The following is a 17037-nucleotide window of genomic DNA, read 5'->3' on the forward strand; positions in this document are numbered from 1 at the left end:
GAACTCCTCCTCCGACCGGCGCGGCCCACGCCACGTCACTCTTCAACGGTAAACGCAGCGGGCAGGCTCGGAGTTCCAGAAGAACCCCGAACCTGCCCGTAGGGGATCACCCCGAGCCGAGATCATGTGGGCCGGTCAGCCCCACCGGCCGGCCCCACCGGTCAGCCCCACCGGTCAGCCCCGCCGGCCGGCCCCGCACAGCCCCCCGAACCCGGCGGCCGCCCGAGCCGACCGCTGTACGCTCACGGAACCCGACCCGGCCCCGCCGCGGAGGCGGACTCACGCCGGAACGATGTTCACCAGCTTCGGCGCCCGCACGATCACCTTCCGGATCCCGGCCCCGTCCAGCGCCGCCACGACCTTCTCGTCGGACAGCGCGACCTTCTCCAGCTCCTCCTCGGAGATGGCCGGCGAGACCTCCAGGCGGGCCTTGACCTTGCCCTTGATCTGCACGACGCAGGTCACGGTCTCGTCCACGACGTACGCGGGGTCGGCGACCGGGAAGTCCTGGTGGACGACCGAGTCGGTGCGGCCCAGCTTGCGCCACAGCTCCTCGGCGATGTGCGGGGCCAGCGGCGCCACCATCAGCACCAGCGCCTCGGCGACCGAGCGCGACACCGCGCCGCCCGCCTTGGTCAGGTGGTTGTTCAGCTCGGTGACCTTGGCGATGGCGGTGTTGAACCGCATGCCCTCCAGGTCCCCGCGCACCCCGTCGATCGCCTTGTGCAGGGCACGCAGCGTCTCCTCGTCGGGCTCGGCGTCGACGACGGTCAACTCACCGGTGGCCTCGTCGACGACGTTGCGCCACAGTCGCTGGAGCAGGCGGAACTGGCCGACCACCGCGCGCGTGTCCCACGGCCGGGAGACGTCCAGCGGGCCCATCGCCATCTCGTACAGCCGCAGCGTGTCGGCGCCGTACTCCGCGCAGATCTCGTCCGGAGTGACCGCGTTCTTCAGGGACTTGCCCATCTTGCCCAGCAGCCGGGAGACCTTCTCGCCCTGGTAGTAGTAGGCGCCGTCGCGCTCCTCCACCTCGGCGGCCGGTACGGCGATCCCACGCGCGTCCCGGTAGACGTAGGCCTGGATCATGCCCTGGTTGAACAGCTTGTGGAACGGCTCCGCGGAGGAGACGTGCCCCAGGTCGAACAGGACCTTGGACCAGAAGCGGGCGTACAGCAGGTGCAGCACGGCGTGCTCGGCGCCGCCGACGTACAGGTCGACACCGCCGTGCGGCTGGCCCTCGCGCGGACCCATCCAGTACCGCTCGATCTCGGGGTCGACCAGCTGCTCGCTGTTGTGCGGGTCCAGGTAGCGCAGCTCGTACCAGCAGGAACCGGCCCAGTTGGGCATGGTGTTGGTCTCACGCCGGTACGGGCGAGGACCGCGTCCGTCGCCCAGGTCCAGCGTGACGTTGACCCACTCCTCGTTGCGCGACAGCGGCGTCTCGGGCTGGGTGTCGGCGTCGTCCGGGTCGAAGGTGCGCGGGCTGTAGTCCTCGACCTCGGGCAGCTCCAGCGGCAGCATTGACTCGGGCAGCGCGTGGGCGACGCCGTCCTCGTCGTAGACGATCGGGAAGGGCTCGCCCCAGTAGCGCTGGCGGCTGAACAGCCAGTCGCGCAGCCGGAAGTTGACGGTGCCCTCGCCGATGCCGGACCGCTCCAGCCACTCGGTGATGCGCGCCTTGGCCTCGGCGACGCCCAGGCCGTCCAGGGACACACCCTCACCGGTGGAGTTGATGATCTTCGCGTCGTAGGACCCGAAGGCGTTCTCCCACGTGGAGGTGTCCGTGCCGCGTCCGTCCGTCGGCTCGACGATGCAGACGATCGGCAGCTCGAAGGCGCGCGCGAACTCGAAGTCGCGCTGGTCGCCCGCCGGAACGGCCATGATCGCGCCGGTGCCGTAGCCCATCAGGACGTAGTCGGCGATGAAGACGGGGACCTGCTCGCCGTTGACCGGGTTGGTCGCGTACGAGCCGATGAAGACGCCGGTCTTGTCCTTGGCCTCGGCCTGGCGCTCGACGTCGGACTTGGCGGCGGCCTGCGCGCGGTAGGCGGCGACGGCCTCGGCCGGGGTCGCGTGGCCGCCGGTCCACACGTCGTGCGTGCCCTCGGGCCAGGCGTCCGGGGTGAATTTGTCGACCAGCGGGTGCTCCGGCGCCAGCACCATGTAGCTCGCGCCGAACAGGGTGTCGGGGCGGGTGGTGAAGACCGTGATGTTCTCGCCGTCGATGGGGAAGTCGACGCGGGCGCCCTCGGAGCGGCCGATCCAGTTGCGCTGTTGCAGCTTGATGGCCTCGGGCCAGTCCAGCTCGTCCAGGTCGTCCAGCAGCCGGTCGGCGTAGGCGGTGATCCGCATGTTCCACTGGCGCAGCTTGGCCTTGAAGACCGGGAAGTTGCCGCGCTCGGAGCGGCCCTCGGCGGTGACCTCCTCGTTGGCCAGCACGGTGCCCAGGCCGGGGCACCAGTTGACGGGCGCGTCGGAGGCGTAGGCCAACCGGTACTCGCTCAGCACGTCGGCGCGCTCGGTGGCGGTCAGGTCGGCCCAGGAGCGCCCGCCGGGTACCGCGCGCTCACCGCTCTCGAACCGGGCGACCAGTTCGGCGATCGGCCGGGCCTTCCCCGCCTCGGCGTCGTACCAGGAGTTGAAGATCCGCAGGAAGATCCACTGGGTCCACTTGTAGTAGTCAGGGTCGATCGTGGCGAACGACCGGCGCTTGTCGTGGCCCAGGCCCAGCCGGCGCAGCTGGATCTGCATGTTCTTGATGTTGGCCTCGGTGGACACACGCGGGTGCGTGCCGGTCTGCACGGCGTACTGCTCGGCGGGCAGGCCGAAGGCGTCGAAGCCCAGGGTGTGCAGGACGTTGTGGCCGGTCATGCGCTGGAAGCGCGCGAAGACGTCGGTGGCGATGTAGCCCAGGGGGTGGCCGACGTGCAGGCCCGCGCCGGAGGGGTACGGGAACATGTCCATGATGAACTTCTTGGGCTTGGCGACCAGCGCGGGGTCGCCCGCCAGGTCGCCCTCGGGGTTCGGCGCCGCGTACGTGCCGTCGACGTCCCAGAAGTCCTGCCAGCGTGCCTCGATCTCGGCCGCCATGGCGGCCGTGTAGCGGTGCGGCGCGGCCACCTCGGCGGCGGCAGCGGGGTTCGTCTCGCTCATGATCCTCAAAGCTCCATCGATCGTCTCTGCCCGCGGCTGCGGCTCTCCGGAAACGAAAAATCCCCTCGCACAGGAGGGGACGCCGCGCCGATTCCGACCATCCGATTCGCCCGGTGGTCGGGACTGATCAGCGCGGCCCGCTAAGCAGAAGGCGTACGGCACGCATGGCGTCAGGGTACCGCAGGGCCCGAGCGGGTCGCGACGGGCTTGTGGCGGGGCGCATGACGGGGCTCACTGGGGGGCTCGCGCATGAACAACCGCGCCCCCGATTCCGTACCTGAGAGTTGTGAAGACCTCGAAAAGTTGAACAACCCTCAACTGTTACCTGGCGTAACAGTCGCTAAGGGACAGCACAAGCTTCTCTCAGCCCGTAGATAACAACGCAATAACTCAAACGCCGTACCCCCCGGTATGGAGCCACTTAGAGTGCGGCACCGGGACCACTTTCCCGAACCGTTCGGAGTCGCCCCCATGAACCCTCGCCCTCACAGCACCTCGCCCCCCAGGCCGGCCCCCCCGGCTCGGGGGGCGTCGGTCGGTGCCTCTCTGTCGTCCATACCCCTCATCGCGATATCGGGAGGTATGTCGTGACGACGGATCCGAACGACAGTGTGATGGACGACGCGTTCCTGGAGTTCCTCAACTTCGGAGCCGGCGTCCTGTCGCTCGTCTGCCTGACCTGCTCGGTGATCTGGGGCCTCGTCGCCCAGGACCGGATGATCCTCAACACCCGCCAGCGGATCATCGCGCAGGGCATCCACCGGGTGACCGCCGTGGCCTCGATCGCGTTCCTCCTGGTGCACATCGGCGTCAAGCTGGCCCTCGGCCACGCCACCCTGCTCGCCGCGCTGATCCCCTTCAGCCTCACGTTCGCCGGCGGCACCGAGATCCCGGGCAGCGCCTTCCTGGTCGGCCTGGGTTCCCTGGCCGCCCTCCTCATGATCTTCGTGGGCGTCACCGGCGCATTGCGCAACCGCTTCGCGTCCCCGGCGCCCGTCGCGGCGCGCTGGCGGATGATGCACATGCTGGCCTACCCGGCCTGGTGCTCGGCCCTGATCCACGGACTGTTCGCCGGCCGCCCGGCGGCGCCGTTCTTCATGGTGTGCTACGAGCTGTGTGTGGTCGCCGTCGCCGCGGCACTGGCCCTGCGCGCGGCACCACGCCCCTTCAAGCGCAAGGTCGCCGACCGGCTGGCCCAGATCATCGGCAACGAGCCGGGTGTCCGCGAGGACCTGGAGGAGAGCCGCGCGAGGGCGGCGTCCGGGTCCTCCCTGCCCGGCTACGACAACCAGCGCCCGGAACGGCCGTCCCGAGGCAGCCGAGGCCGCGACGCACGCCCGGGCCCCCTGCCCGGCATGCCCTCCCAGGCCCCGTCCGCCGCGGAGACCACGGGCGGTTTCGCCGCCGCCTACCGAGCCGTCTCACCCAGCTCGCGCGGGCGGCAGCAGCAGCCGTACGCCGACCAGACCTCACGCATGGACCTGCCCCTGGACATGCAGCCGACGGAGGCGATCCCGCGCGTCGACGGCAGCAGCACGGGCAACTGGCCGATCCCCTCCCCGCCGCCGGTCGGCGAGGCACCCCCGTCCGCCTACGACCCCCTGAACGACACGGGATACTCCATCCCCGTCTACGGCAATTCGGGCACCCAGGGCTATGAGACCGGCGCTTCGGGCTACGGCTCGAGTGATGTGTACGACACCGCTGAGACGAACGCCGTCTTCGGCACGTACAACCAGAACGACACGTACAACAACAGCGGTCCCGCCACTGAGACATTCCCCGGTGCCCCCTACGACTTCGACGCACCGGGTTCGGGCGAACCTTGGAACACGCCTTCCGGAGGCTTTAAGTGAACGAGGCCCTGCCCGACGTACCAGAAGTCCGCGTGGTCGGACTTCCCCAGCTCACGTCGGGTTTCGACCTTGTCGAGAGACTCGATCTGCCCATGCATCTCAAGGTGCACGGGCCGCTCGAACCGTTGGGCGGCGAGCAGCTCGCGAAGCTCGCCGAGAACATCAACCTCAAGGGCCGCGGCGGCGCGGGCTTCCCCTTCCACAAGAAGCTGCGCTCGGTCGCCGAGACCGCGATCAAGCGCGGGGTGCGTCCGGTCGTCGTCGTCAACGGCAGTGAGGACGAACCGGCCTGCCGCAAGGACACGGTGATGATCAACCGTGCCCCCCATCTCATCCTGGACGGCGCCCTGCTGTGCGCCGAGGCCATGGGTGCCCGCACGCTCGTGGTGGCGGTCACCCGGGAGTCCACGCAGCGCTCCATGGAGGCCGCCCTCGCCGAGCGCGGCCTCAGCAACAGCCGCCGGTCCGCGCTACGCGCGTTCGTCCAGCGCAACCCGGTGCGCATGGTCACCGGAGCCGCCGCCTCCGTGGTCCGCTCCATCGACGGCGGCCCGGCGATCCCGCCCGGCCGCAAGGTCAGCGCCTCACAGAACGGCGTCGGCGGCGCCCCCACGCTGCTGTCCAACGCCGAGACGTTCGCGCAACTGGCGATCGCCGCCCGCATCGGCCCGGAGCGCTACGGCAACACCGGCCTGTACGACGAGCCGGGCACCGTGATGCTCACGGTCTCCGGCGCGGTCGCCCGCCCGATGGTCATCGAGGTACCCACGGGCGTGCCGCTGCGCTACGTCCTCCAGCTCGCCGGTGCCCCGCCGGTCCCCCAGGGCGTGCTGACCGGCGGCTACCACGGCAAGTGGATCGACGCGGCCACCGTCAACGAGGCGATCGTCTCCCGCAACTCCCTGGACGCGGTGGGCGGTTCGCTGGGCGCCGGCGCGATCCTGCCGATCACCCAGGAGACCTGCCCGCTGGGCGAGTCGCTGCGCGTCGCACAGTGGCTGGCCGAGGAGAGCGCGGGCCAGTGCGGCCCCTGCTACCTCGGTCTGCCGGCCGCCGCGCGCGGCATGGAGGACATCCTCAACGGCGGTGGCCCGGCCGCCCTGGAGGCGCTCAAGCAGGTCGCCAAGAACGTGAAGCGGCGCGGCGCGTGCTCCCACCCGGACGGCTCCGCGATGTTCCTGGAGTCGACCATCAAGGCGTTCACCGACGACCTCGCGGCGCATGTCCTCGGAAACGGCTGCGGACGGCCCGTGGAGGGCGTTCTGCCGCTCTTCGAGGGCGGCAGGGCACCGTCGGGCCTCCCGGGCGGCGCCGAGTCGGAGGAGAACGGTCCCAGCCGGCAGAAGATCTACGTCGACTGGACGCTGTGCCGTGGCCACGGCCTGTGCGCGGACATCCTCCCGGAGGTCTTCCAGTTGGGCGCCGACGGCTTCCCGACCGTCGCCCAGGCGAAGGTGCCGCGCTATGCCGAGGCCAAGGCGCTGCGCGCGGTGCGGCGTTGCCCCGCCCTCGCCCTGCGCCTGGAGGAGGACACCCGGGTGCAGGAGTCGTCCCGCAACCTGCCGGTCCTCTCCCAGGGGCGCGGCAGGCGGGCATTGGGGCGCTGAGACCGAGCACACACGAAAGGGGCCGTCCAGCTGGACGGCCCCTTCGCCGTCACCGGACGACAAAAAGATCCCGCCGGGTCTCACTGACCCGGCGGGATCTACTGTGGAGCTAAGGAGAATTGAACTCCTGACCTCCTGCATGCCATGCAGGCGCTCTACCAACTGAGCTATAGCCCCTTGCTTGGTCCGCCAGGTTTCCCCGGCGGCGACGCCAACATTACCGGTCGACCGGGTGCAGCACCAAATCGTTTGCCACCCACGGCATTACGGCCGTAAATGTCCGAAATGTCCACGAGGGATCCCGGTTCGCCTCAGGCCGTGACGAAGGAATAGAAACGCTTCAGCGTGCAGTGTTCTTCGAGGAGGCGGCCGTAGATCGGTTCGCCCTCGAGTTCACGGTAGGTCTCGATCGGATCGCCTTTTATGATCAGCGCCCGAGCGCATTCCTCGCACCAGTACTGGTAGTCGGGGTTCACCGGTTCCATGTCACGGACGATCGGCGTACCACTGCCGCACCAGTCGCACTTTCGCCTGTGTGCACCCATCGATCAGCTCCAGCTGTGGCCGCAGGCCGTGCACACGTAGGAAACTCCGCCGTTGTCACCGAGCAGCTGAGCGACATGGACGGAGCCGCAGGAAGGGCAGCTGAGGCGGGTGATCGTATCCCGTGTCAACGCTGCATCGAAGAGGTGACCGACCTCCTCGAGGATGCACGCAGGCATCGCTACTCCCTCCCGTCGGGCCGCGCCCCCTCCGGCCGTTTGATTCTGCCACGGCCGGACCAATACGGTCAGCGACGCCTCAGTACCAGTCCGGACACAGCAGCCCGGGCGGCCGTGCGAACCGGGCGAACACGCAGCCCGAAGCGCCTCCTGAGAGGTATACGCCTCCGGGGCCCAAGTCACTCAAGCCGGACCGGAACAGTTCGACACCGGTCGACAACATGTGCGAACCGGCCACGCGAGCCCGGTCGTTGATCGCGACCCCGGTGCGGATACCAGAAGATCCCGCCGATCATTTCGATCGGCGGGATCTTGTTGTCTCGCTGTGGAGCTAAGGAGAATTGAACTCCTGACCTCCTGCATGCCATGCAGGCGCTCTACCAACTGAGCTATAGCCCCTTGCCACGCGGCTGAGCCGCATGTTGTCTCGCGTCCCGCTCGGCGGGGCGAACAAGAAGAACTCTAGCCTGTGACCTGCCGGAAAGTGAAATCCGGGTTCCCGGGCCGTCGCGTCCGGGACACCCGGCCTCAGTCGTCGTCGCCGAGCACCGGCTCCGGCAGCGTGCCGGCGTTGTGCTCCAGCAGGCGCCAGCCGCGCGCGCCCTCGCCCAGCACGGACCAGCAGCAGTTGGAGAGGCCGCCGAGGCTCTCCCAGTGCCGGGCCTGGAGGCCGAGGAGACGGCCGATGGTCGTACGGATGGTGCCGCCGTGGCTGACCACGACGAGCGTGCCGTCGTCCGGGAGCTTCTCGGTGTGCCGGAGCACCACCGGAGCGGCCCGGTCGGCGACCTCGGTCTCCAGCTCGCCGCCGCCGCGGCGCACCGGCTCACCGCGCTTCCACGCGGCGTACTCCTCGCCGTACCGGGCGATGATCTCCTCGTGCGTCAGGCCCTGCCAGACGCCGGCGTAGGTCTCGCGCAGGCTCTCGTCGTGAGTGACCTCCAGGCCGGTGAGCGCGGCCAGCTCGGCGGCCGTGAGAGCGGCGCGCTGGAGGTCGGAGGCGATGATCGCGTCGGGCTTGAGACCCGCGAGCAGCCGGGCGGCGCGGCGGGCCTGGGAGACGCCGGCCTCGGTGAGGGGGACGTCGGTGGTGCCCTGGAAGCGGCGCTCCACGTTCCAGGCGGTCTGGCCGTGCCGCCAGAGGATGACGCGACGGCCGCGGCCGGACTTGCCCGCGGTCACCTCGCCGGTGGCACTCATCGCCACTCACCGCCGAGTTCGGCGGCCTCCTCGGCGGCCTGGAGCTCGGCGTGCTCCGCGGCCTTGCCACGGGTGGCCTTGGCGTCCTCGGGCAGCTCCAGCTCGGGGCAGTCCTTCCACAGCCGCTCCAGGGCGTAGAAGACGCGCTCCTCGCTGTGCTGGACGTGGACGACGATGTCGACGTAGTCGAGCAGCACCCAGCGGGCCTCGCGGTCGCCCTCGCGGCGCACCGGCTTGACGCCGAGCTCCTTCTGGAGCCGCTCCTCGATCTCGTCGACGATCGACTTGACCTGGCGGTCGTTGGGCGCGGAGGCCAGCAGGAAGGCGTCCGTGATCGACAGGACGTCGCTCACGTCGTAGGCGATGATGTCGTGCGCGAGCTTGTCGGCGGCCGCCTGTGCGGCGGTGTTGACGAGCTCGAGGGAACGGTCGGTAGCGGTCACTACAAGGCTTTCGATCGGCGGACACTTGACATCAAGGGTCTCACGGACCGCCGAGGGCACCCCACGTGATTATCGGCTCACGTGGGGTGCGGCGCGCGTTCACCCGGACGACGGCTCGTAGTCCTGGCCGAGCACCACCGAGACGTCCGCGTTCCCGGACACCTCTCCCTTGCCGACGGCGTCGGCGGACAGGCCCAGGGTCTTGGCGACCTCGGTGGCGTCGTCCTTGTGGGCGGCGTCGGCGTAGACGACCTTCGAGCTCGACGCCGTGGACCCGGTGCCGCCCTCCAGGAAGGTGAAGCCGCCGTTCAGCAGCACCACGCGGGCCTTGTCGGTGTTGCCCTTGGTGCCGCTGGCGTTGCTGACGGACACACGGACCGCGGCGTCCTTGTCGGGGCTCTTGGCGGTGCCGCCGAGGACGTCCTTGACGACGCTGGAGCTCGCCTGGGCGCTGAGCGTGCCGTCGTTCTGGACGGGCAGCAGGGCCGTCTTGTAGTCGCCGCCCTTGGCCAGGTTGGCCAGCTTGGCGAGGAAGGCGCCGAGGTCCTTGTCGGTCAGCGGCGGCTCGATGATCATGCCGAGCGTCTGCACGGTGGTGGTCGCGCCCTGGGTGTCCGAGGTCAGCTTGCGCAGCACGGCCTGCATGACCTGCCCGAACCGCTCCAGCTGGGCGTTCTGCGCCTCGCCCGAGCCCTGGTAGGTGGCATAGGCGACGGCCGTCTTGCCGCTGAGGGTCTGGCCCTTGCCCTCGCGTACGAGGGGCGCGGCGCTCTTGGACTTGGCGTCCGGGTCGGGCACATCGGCGTTGGTGTCTACGTCGATGTTGCCGACCAGGTCGACGAGGTTCTGGAGATAGGGCGTATCCAGCCGCCAGGTGCCCTGGATCTCGGTGCCGAGGACGGTGTCGATGGCGTCGCGCGTCCCGGAGGAGCCGTCGTCGTCGACCGACTTGGCGAGCGTGGTGGTGCCGTCGTCGCCGGTCAGGGCGAGGGAGTTGGGCAGCAGGACGGTGGTGCCCTGCTTGGTGGTCGTGTTGTCGACGAGCAGCGCCGTGGAGGTGCCGCCCTTCTTGGTGTTGTGCAGATGGACGACGATCACGTCCCGCTTCTGGGCGCCCACGGGCGTCGCGGTGCCGGTCTTGTCGTCCGTCGAGCTGAGGCCGGGCAGCTTCCCGGCGTACCAGAGGTAGCCGACGCCGCCGGCCGCCACGATCGCCAGGACGACGAAGACGGCGATCACCCGCGCGCGTGCCCGTCGCTTGGCCTCCTCGCGGCGCTCGGTGCGGTTCTCGGTGAACGCCAGCCAGTCGATGACGTCCTCGGAGTCCTGGTCGGGCTCCTCGACGAAGGCGAACTGCTCGGTGTGGTAGTCCCGCTCGCCCCGCTCCTGGTCCACCGGTTCCTCGACCGGCCCGGCCTGCTGCGGGATGTAGGCGGTCTGCTCGGCGACCCGCGGCTGCTGCCCGCTGGTGGCGGTTCGGCCGTACGGGTCGTACGGCGGCGAGTGCGCGCCGACCTGCTGCTGGTGGTGGGTTCCGGTGCCGTAGGCGTCGTAGGAGGCCGTGGGCGGCTGCTGACCGGTGTCGCCGCTCGCGTAGGGGTCGTACGACTGCACGGGCTGCTGCGTGCCGGTCGCGTACGGGTCGTAGCCGTACCCCTGCTGTGCGTAGGGGTCGTAGTGCTGCTGGGGCTGCTGCTGTGCCGGTACCTGTCGGTACACCGGCTGTCCGTACTCGTCGTATCCGACGAGTTCGTACTGGTCGTCTCCATATCCCGCGTCGTATCGGTCGTTCACCGGTAGCCCCTCTCGGCTCACTGCCTCACTCGCCGCGGTACAGCTCACGTTTGTCGATGTAGCGCACGACTCCGTCGGGCACCAGATACCAGATGGGATCTCCCTTCGCGACTCTCGCGCGGCAATCGGTGGACGAGATGGCCAGCGCGGGAACCTCGACCAACGACACACCGCCTTCCGGGAGGCCGGCGTCGTCCAGCTGGTGGCCGGGCCGGGTGACCCCGACGAAGTGCGCGAGGGAGAACAGCTCCTCCGAGTCCCGCCAGGTCAGGATCTGGCCGAGGGCGTCGGCGCCGGTGATGAAGAAGAGGTCCGTGTCGGGGTTGAGCGCGCGTAGATCGCGCAGGGTGTCGACCGTGTACGTCGGGCCGCCGCGGTCGATGTCGATACGGCTGACGGAGAACTGCGGGTTCTCGGCGGTGGCGATGACCGTCATCAGATAGCGGTCCTCGGCCGGGGAGACATCCCGGTGGCTCTTCTGCCAGGGCTGGCCGGTCGGTACGAACACGACCTCGTCGAGATGGAACTGCGCGGCGACCTCACTGGCCGCGACGAGGTGGCCGTGGTGGATCGGGTCGAACGTCCCGCCCATGACGCCGAGGCGGCGCTTGCCGGGGTTCGTCGGGCCGTTTCCGGGGCCGGTAGGCATGTCCTGCTCTCCCATGCGTGCAGACCCTACCGGCCCCGCCTGAGAGCTCCGGCCGACGGCGGTCGGACGGAGACAGGGGGCTGGCCGGGACTCAGCGGTCGCGGTTGAAGCGGGTGGTGATCCACAGCAGCAACAGGAGGATGATGAACGCGCCACCGCCGGTGACCCACGGCTCGATGCTGTTGTGGTTGCCGCCGTGCTCCTCGCCCTCGGCGGCGAGGGTGACCAACTGGGCAGCTGCGCTGTGGAAGCTCATCTTCGGCGTGACCTATCGGTGTGGGCGGGATAAAGATGTCGGCCCATCGTAAGCGGGCGCCATGACGGGGATCACGCCGACTCCACCGTTGGGGCGCCCCGGCCGACCGCGGGCAACCTTCCCGGCGGTTCAGTCGTCCTTCTGCCTGTAGCCCCGCAACAGGAACCACGCGGTCAGCACACAGCCCACGACCATCACGATCAGTACGACCCGGAGCAGATTTCCCGCCCCCTGCTGCTCGGCTGCGTTGGCGGCCTCGGTGAGCCAGTCGGCCGCGGGGTTGTGCTCCATGACGCGGAACTCCTTCGCTGTAGTGCCCGTCCACGGTAACTCCGCCTAGGCTGGGCTCTGCTTCGGGGGCGCAAAGGGCGGAACAAGGCTCCGCAAAGGGCCGAGCGAGACCCATCCAGACGCACAGACGCATGGGGGAAGACATGTCCGACGGCCACGAGCACAACGGGCACGAGCACGTACCGAGCAGGCAGCGCAGGCGTTTCCCGGGGATCTCCTCGCGTGCGTACGAACACCCGGCGGACCGCTCGGCCCTGGTGGCCCTGCGCAAGCTCAGCGGCTTCGACACGGTCTTCAAGGCGCTGAGCGGCCTGCTGCCCGAGCGCAGTCTGCGGCTGCTCTTCCTGTCCGACTCGGTGCGGGTCTCGGACCAGCAGTTCGCGCACCTCAACGACATGCTGCGGGACGCCTGTTACATCCTGGACCTGGAGAAGGTCCCGCCGATGTACGTCAACCAGGACCCGGTGCCGAACGCGATGTGCATCGGCCTGGACGAGCCGATCATCGTGGTCACCACGGGTCTGGTGGAGCTGCTCGACGAGGAGGAGATGCGGGCGGTGGTCGGCCACGAGGTGGGCCACGCCCTCTCCGGCCACTCGGTGTACCGCACGATCCTGCTGTTCCTGACCAGCCTCGCCGTACGGGTCGCGTGGATCCCGCTGGGCAACCTCGCGATCATGGCGATCGTGACGGCGCTGCGGGAGTGGTTCCGCAAGTCGGAGCTCTCCGCCGACCGGGCGGGCCTGCTGGTCGGCCAGGACCTGCACGCCTCGATGCGGGGCCTGATGAAGCTCGCGGGCGGCCACCATCTGCACGAGATGAACGTGGACGCCTTCCTGAAGCAGGCCGAGGAGTACGAGGCGGGCGGCGACCTGCGCGACTCGGTCCTGAAGATCCTGAACGTGCTGCCGCGCTCGCACCCCTTCACCACGGTCCGCGCGGCCGAGCTGAAGAAGTGGGCCGAGACCCGCGACCACCAGCGGATCATGGACGGTCACTACCCGCGCCGCGACGAGGACAAGGACACCTCGGTCACCGACTCCTTCCGCGAGTCGGCGTCCCACTACGCCACCCACGTGAAGTCCTCCAAGGACCCGCTGATGAAGCTGGTCACGGACATCGCCGGTGGCGCGGGCGACCTGGGCGGCCGGGTCCGGCGCGGCTTCGGCGGCTTCACGAGCGCGCCGCCGCGGGACGAGCCGGGACGCGAGGACGGGGACGGCTCCGGGACGAACGGCTGACCGGGCTGCCGCCTCACACCTTCGGCTGCGAACCCACGGCCAGCGATCCGCACAGCGCCGTGGCCCCGCCCGTGGCGTACGGGTCGGTGCCCGCCGGGCCGCCCTCCTTCGCCGTGTGTCCGGCGAGCAGCGGATGCAGCCGGTTCGTGGAGTCGTCGGCGCAGGACAGCGGCCCGGCCTGGACGTAGGAGACGACCAGCTGGGCCTGGTGCAGCCGCAGGTCCTCGCGGTCGAACCGGAAGTGCAGCTCGCGGCGCACGGTGAACAGGGACGCCTCGGCGGCCTTGCCGCCGTCGGCCGCCCGCAGCGCGTAGACGAACGTGTGGTCTGCCGTGACCTCCAGGGTCGAGGCGTCGGTCTCGGCGGCCTGGAGCGTGCCCTGCGCCCTGATCCTGCGATCGGCCAGCTCCACCTGCGAGGAGTCGAAGCGCACCAGCCAGCCGGTCGGCGCATGCCGTCCGTCCGCGGCCGGATGACCGAAGCTCTGGTCGAACTGGTCCAGTTGGTCGGGGTCCAGCAGCACCCGCACCGCACGGATCTGGTCGCCGGTGAGCACCTCGGGGTACAGCGCGGACCGCACGATGTAGTCCTTGGCGATGCTCAGCGCGCCCGTGACCTGACTGTCCGAGAAGTGGGCGGTGCGCCGCGCGGCCGGCAGCGGGATCCCCTCCGCGCCGATCCGGAACTGCGCGGCGGGACTGCGCGCGTACAGCAGGTCGGTGTCGCCCGTGCCGGGCACCTCGCCCTGCGGCGCGAGCGGGATGACGGTCATCCGCAGCGGCTCGGCGGGCGGCCCGGAGCCGGGCGGGCCCTGATAGGGGTGCCGTACACCCATGTAGATCGCCGTACCGAAGGCCACGGCGATCAACAGGACGAGTACGAGAGCCTGCCGGGACAGGCCTCTGCGCATCGGCGCGCGGCGGCGTACGGCGGGCGCGTGGTCGGCTATCCGCTCCTGCGCGGAGAACTCCTGAAGGCGGGCAGCGCGGACGAACGACTCGTCGAAGACGACGGATCGGTACTCGTCCTCGCCACCTCCGGGGCCGCCTTCGGGTGTCCCCTCAGGTGGGTCTCCAGGCCCTCCCATATCTTCAGGGTAGGTCGCGGAGAGCCCGGGTAAACGCCCTGCTGCACGACAAGTTCTGACAGGTTCTCACCAGAATCGGCCGACTGCTCTCCGTAGCGTTCAGGCCTTTGATCAGCTGCGATCAGGGCGTACGCGGCGTCGCCGGGACGGCCGGCGGCGAGTAGTCGGCGGAGGCGGAGGGAGCCGCCCCGCTGCCCTGCTCCAGGCCCGTGGACGCCGGTGGCGGGACCTGCTGCTCCCGGTTGCCCGACGAGGCGCCGCGGTAGACCGCCGTGAAGGCCAGCGCGACCATGCCGATGCCCATCACCAGGGCGAGCATCCAGGCGACCGGACGATGCCAGCGGACCTGCTTGCCGTACGTGCCCGGGGCTCCGTAATGACCTTCGAGGATGTCCGTGTCGTCCGGATCGTCCAGCTCGGGGTCATGGCCGAAACCGGTGCGGCCGTCGGGGCCGTACCCCTCGTCGTACCGCTCGCCCCGGCCGTGGGCCCGGCGGGCCTCCGCCTCGGAGGCCTCGGCTCTGGCCTGGGCGGCGGCCAGGAGGCGCTCGACGGCGGTCGGCTCGTGCACCGCGGCCGCCTGTACGAAGGCCTCGTCGAAGACCACGGAGGCGAACTCTTCGTCCGACACCCCGCGGTCGTGGTCGTCGTCGGGCTCCCAGCCGTCAGGGAACGGCGTGCCCCCCACGTCCTCCGGCACGGGATCCAGAGTAGTCCGAGGGGGTCAATTTGGGCAGACGGTATGGAAATTCATCCGCCTTGTGAGACACCCCTCGTGCGGCACGGAGGCGGCCCGGGGGCGCGTGTCGGATGCATATGCCCTGGCCGCGCGCCACGCGCCCGCTTCAGCGCCGTACGTGCCCGTCCCCGGTGACGATGTACTTCGTGCTGGTCAGCTCCGGGAGCCCCATCGGGCCTCGGGCGTGCAGCTTCTGCGTGGAGATGCCGATCTCCGCGCCGAAGCCGAACTGGCCGCCGTCGGTGAAGCGGGTGGAGGCGTTCACCGCGACCGTCGTGGAGTCGACCAGCTGGGTGAACCTGCGGGCGGCCTGCTGCGAGGTGGTGACGATGGCCTCGGTGTGCCCGGACGTCCACAGCCGGATGTGCTCGACGGCCTTGTCCAGCGAGTCCACGACCGCGGCGGCGATGTCGTACGACAGGTACTCGGTCTCCCAGTCCTCGGCCGTCGCCTCCACGACGGTGGCCTTGGAGTCCTTGGCGTACGCCATCACCCGCTCGTCGGCGTGCACGGTGACCCCGGCGTCCGCGAGGGCGTCCAGGGCCCGCGGCAGGAACTCGGGGGCGATGTCCTGGTGGACGAGGAGGGTCTCGGCGGAGTTGCAGACACTGACCCGCTGGGCCTTGGAGTTGATCAGGATCTCGATCGCCATGTCGAGGTCGGCGTGGGCGTCGACGTAGACATGGCAGTTGCCCGTGCCGGTCTCGATCACCGGGACGATGGACTCGGTGACCACCGTCTGGATCAGCGAGGCACCGCCGCGCGGAATGAGCACGTCGACCAGGCCGCGGGCCCGCATCAGCTCGCGCACGCTCTCACGGCTCTCGCCGGGCACCAGCTGCACGGCGTCGGCGGGCAGCCCGGCCCCGCCCACGGCGTCCCGGATCACCCGGACGAGGGCGCTGTTCGACTCGTACGCCGACGCCGAGCCGCGCAGCAGTACCGCATTGCCGGACTTCAGGCAGAGGGCGGCGGCGTCCACGGTGACGTTCGGACGGGCCTCGTAGATGATCCCGACGACGCCCAGCGGGACGCGGACCTGGCGCAGGTCGATGCCGTTGGGCAGCGTGGACCCGCGCACGACCTCGCCGACCGGGTCGGGCAGCGCGACGACGTCCCGTACGTCGGAGGCGATGGCCCGCACCCGCTCCGGGGTGAGGGTCAGCCGGTCGATGATCGCCTCGCTGGTGCCGGCCTCGCGGGCCTTGGCGATGTCCTTGGCGTTGGCCTCGACGATCTCACTCGTACGGACCTCCAGCGCGTCCGCGATGGCGAGCAGCGCGTCGTCCTTCTCGGCCCGCGGCAGCGGGGCGAGGTCGGCGGCGGCGGCCTTGGCGCGGTAGGCGGCCCGGTTGACCGGGGACATGGAGTCGTACGGCGAAAGCGTGGTCATGGCATGAAGGGTAGTGCGGTCGCGCGGCCGGTCCATCGCGCATTCCGAACCGCGAGACGAGCCGCGCGGCGCCGGTCAGTAGGGATGGACACCCACCGGAGTCGCCGGTGGCGGTCCGTAGCCCTCGGCGACGCGCAGGTGGTAGGTCTCACGGTCGATGACCTCCAGGCCGACGATCTCCCAGGGCGGCAGCCCCGCGCTCTGCCGGTGCTCGCCCCACAGACGCAGGGCGACGGCGGCCGCGTCGTGCAGATCGCGGGCCTCCTCCCAGTAGCGGATCTCGGCGTGGTCGCCCGCGTAGCGGCTGGTCAGCAGGAAGGGGTGGTCGTGGGCCAGCTGTTCGAGGGCACGCCGCACCTCCTTCAGCGGGGCCTCCTCACCGGAGACGCTGAGGGTGACGTGCCACAGGCGGGGCAGGTCCTTGGGCTCCTCGTAGCGGTCGCCGGCCGCCACACTCGTCAAGGCGCGCTCCTCACCGGCCGCACGGGACGAGGCCCCACCGGCACTGCGGGACGCCGTCCCAGGGCGCACTCGTCTCACGACGGCCTCCTTCACGCAGTCACCGACCCGGTGGTCGTACGGAATGTGTCCCTCAGAGAAAGT

General features: G+C 70.0%; 15 protein-coding genes and 2 tRNA genes. 3 read left to right on the top strand and 14 right to left on the bottom strand.

Annotated elements, in window-relative coordinates; all coding sequences use genetic code 11:
* Positions 1–279: 279 nt before the first annotated feature.
* Entirely contained in the window at positions 280–3156 is a 2877-nt protein-coding gene (gene leuS / locus ACIQWG_RS10920; RefSeq protein ID WP_404093090.1) for a leucine--tRNA ligase, read from the bottom strand.
* Positions 3157–3770: 614 nt separating this feature from the next.
* On the opposite strand from leuS, the gene ACIQWG_RS10925 reads away from it, so the two are divergent.
* Positions 3771–5012, top strand: a complete 1242-nt coding sequence (locus ACIQWG_RS10925; protein ID WP_404093563.1) for a cytochrome b/b6 domain-containing protein — start codon at positions 3771–3773, stop codon at positions 5010–5012.
* Positions 5009–6619: an NADH-ubiquinone oxidoreductase-F iron-sulfur binding region domain-containing protein gene (locus tag ACIQWG_RS10930; RefSeq protein WP_404093091.1), complete on the top strand. Its 1611-nt coding sequence runs from the start codon at positions 5009–5011 to the stop codon at positions 6617–6619. The genes ACIQWG_RS10925 and ACIQWG_RS10930 overlap by 4 nt, the downstream gene beginning before the upstream one ends.
* 104 nt (positions 6620–6723) lie before the next feature.
* Here ACIQWG_RS10930 and ACIQWG_RS10935 read toward each other — a convergent pair.
* The 9 genes from ACIQWG_RS10935 to ACIQWG_RS10975 all read right to left on the bottom strand — a co-directional run bounded on the left by ACIQWG_RS10935 (position 6724) and on the right by ACIQWG_RS10975 (position 11974).
* Positions 6724–6796: transfer RNA gene (locus ACIQWG_RS10935), tRNA-Ala, on the bottom strand.
* Positions 6797–6930: 134 nt separating this feature from the next.
* The gene (locus ACIQWG_RS10940) at positions 6931–7164 is read right to left on the bottom strand and encodes a hypothetical protein (RefSeq protein WP_003976229.1); all 234 of its coding nucleotides are present in this window, start codon (positions 7162–7164) and stop codon (positions 6931–6933) included.
* Between the two features lie 503 nt (positions 7165–7667).
* Positions 7668–7740, bottom strand: a tRNA-Ala gene (locus ACIQWG_RS10945).
* Between the two features lie 129 nt (positions 7741–7869).
* Positions 7870–8541, bottom strand: a complete 672-nt coding sequence (locus ACIQWG_RS10950) for a histidine phosphatase family protein (RefSeq protein ID WP_404093092.1) — start codon at positions 8539–8541, stop codon at positions 7870–7872.
* Complete coding sequence (gene rsfS, locus ACIQWG_RS10955; RefSeq protein ID WP_404093094.1) at positions 8538–8984, bottom strand: ribosome silencing factor; 447 nt, start codon at positions 8982–8984, stop codon at positions 8538–8540. Before rsfS ends, ACIQWG_RS10950 begins: the two co-directional genes overlap by 4 nt.
* Positions 8985–9083: 99 nt before the next feature.
* Positions 9084–10778 (bottom strand): LytR C-terminal domain-containing protein, encoded by a 1695-nt coding sequence (locus ACIQWG_RS10960; protein WP_404093096.1) that lies wholly within the window; start codon positions 10776–10778, stop codon positions 9084–9086.
* A 25-nt stretch (positions 10779–10803) separates the two neighbouring features.
* Positions 10804–11442: a nicotinate-nucleotide adenylyltransferase gene (nadD, locus tag ACIQWG_RS10965; protein ID WP_404093098.1), complete on the bottom strand. Its 639-nt coding sequence runs from the start codon at positions 11440–11442 to the stop codon at positions 10804–10806.
* A 76-nt stretch (positions 11443–11518) separates the two neighbouring features.
* Positions 11519–11683, bottom strand: coding sequence for a hypothetical protein (locus ACIQWG_RS10970; protein WP_404093101.1), 165 nt, complete (start codon positions 11681–11683; stop codon positions 11519–11521).
* 129 nt (positions 11684–11812) lie between these two features.
* Entirely contained in the window at positions 11813–11974 is a 162-nt protein-coding gene (locus ACIQWG_RS10975) for a hypothetical protein (protein ID WP_404093102.1), read from the bottom strand.
* A gap of 143 nt (positions 11975–12117) precedes the next feature.
* On the opposite strand from ACIQWG_RS10975, the gene ACIQWG_RS10980 reads away from it, so the two are divergent.
* Positions 12118–13215 carry a M48 family metallopeptidase gene (locus ACIQWG_RS10980; RefSeq protein ID WP_404093104.1) on the top strand — a complete coding sequence of 366 codons (1098 nt, stop codon included), beginning with the start codon at positions 12118–12120 and terminating at the stop codon, positions 13213–13215.
* Between the two features lie 13 nt (positions 13216–13228).
* Here the strand turns inward: ACIQWG_RS10980 and ACIQWG_RS10985 are convergent, their stop codons facing one another.
* The 4 genes from ACIQWG_RS10985 to ACIQWG_RS11000 form a co-directional block, all read right to left on the bottom strand.
* A complete protein-coding gene (locus ACIQWG_RS10985; protein WP_404093106.1) occupies positions 13229–14302 on the bottom strand; it encodes a hypothetical protein in 1074 nt (357 codons plus the stop codon).
* A 121-nt stretch (positions 14303–14423) separates the two neighbouring features.
* Positions 14424–15002, bottom strand: a complete 579-nt coding sequence (locus ACIQWG_RS10990; RefSeq protein ID WP_404093107.1) for a hypothetical protein — start codon at positions 15000–15002, stop codon at positions 14424–14426.
* Positions 15003–15147: 145 nt separating this feature from the next.
* A complete protein-coding gene (locus ACIQWG_RS10995) occupies positions 15148–16434 on the bottom strand; it encodes a glutamate-5-semialdehyde dehydrogenase (protein WP_404093110.1) in 1287 nt (428 codons plus the stop codon).
* Between the two features lie 75 nt (positions 16435–16509).
* Positions 16510–16965 carry a hypothetical protein gene (locus ACIQWG_RS11000; protein WP_404093566.1) on the bottom strand — a complete coding sequence of 152 codons (456 nt, stop codon included), beginning with the start codon at positions 16963–16965 and terminating at the stop codon, positions 16510–16512.
* Positions 16966–17037 lie beyond the last annotated feature (72 nt).

Origin of the sequence: Streptomyces sp. NPDC098781 (assembly GCF_044759995.1) — a bacterium.
In the GTDB taxonomy this organism is placed as follows: domain Bacteria; phylum Actinomycetota; class Actinomycetes; order Streptomycetales; family Streptomycetaceae; genus Streptomyces.

Coding starts and splice junctions, on each gene's coding strand:
- leuS (WP_404093090.1), bottom strand. CDS start 3,156: ATGAGCGAGACGAACCCCGCTGCCGCCGCCGAGGTGGCCGCGCCGCAC.
- ACIQWG_RS10925 (WP_404093563.1), top strand. CDS start 3,771: ATGGACGACGCGTTCCTGGAGTTCCTCAACTTCGGAGCCGGCGTCCTG.
- ACIQWG_RS10940 (WP_003976229.1), bottom strand. CDS start 7,164: ATGGGTGCACACAGGCGAAAGTGCGACTGGTGCGGCAGTGGTACGCCG.
- ACIQWG_RS10950 (WP_404093092.1), bottom strand. CDS start 8,541: ATGAGTGCCACCGGCGAGGTGACCGCGGGCAAGTCCGGCCGCGGCCGT.
- nadD (WP_404093098.1), bottom strand. CDS start 11,442: ATGGGAGAGCAGGACATGCCTACCGGCCCCGGAAACGGCCCGACGAAC.
- ACIQWG_RS10970 (WP_404093101.1), bottom strand. CDS start 11,683: ATGAGCTTCCACAGCGCAGCTGCCCAGTTGGTCACCCTCGCCGCCGAG.
- ACIQWG_RS10975 (WP_404093102.1), bottom strand. CDS start 11,974: ATGGAGCACAACCCCGCGGCCGACTGGCTCACCGAGGCCGCCAACGCA.
- ACIQWG_RS10980 (WP_404093104.1), top strand. CDS start 12,118: ATGTCCGACGGCCACGAGCACAACGGGCACGAGCACGTACCGAGCAGG.
- ACIQWG_RS10985 (WP_404093106.1), bottom strand. CDS start 14,302: ATGGGAGGGCCTGGAGACCCACCTGAGGGGACACCCGAAGGCGGCCCC.
- ACIQWG_RS10995 (WP_404093110.1), bottom strand. CDS start 16,434: ATGACCACGCTTTCGCCGTACGACTCCATGTCCCCGGTCAACCGGGCC.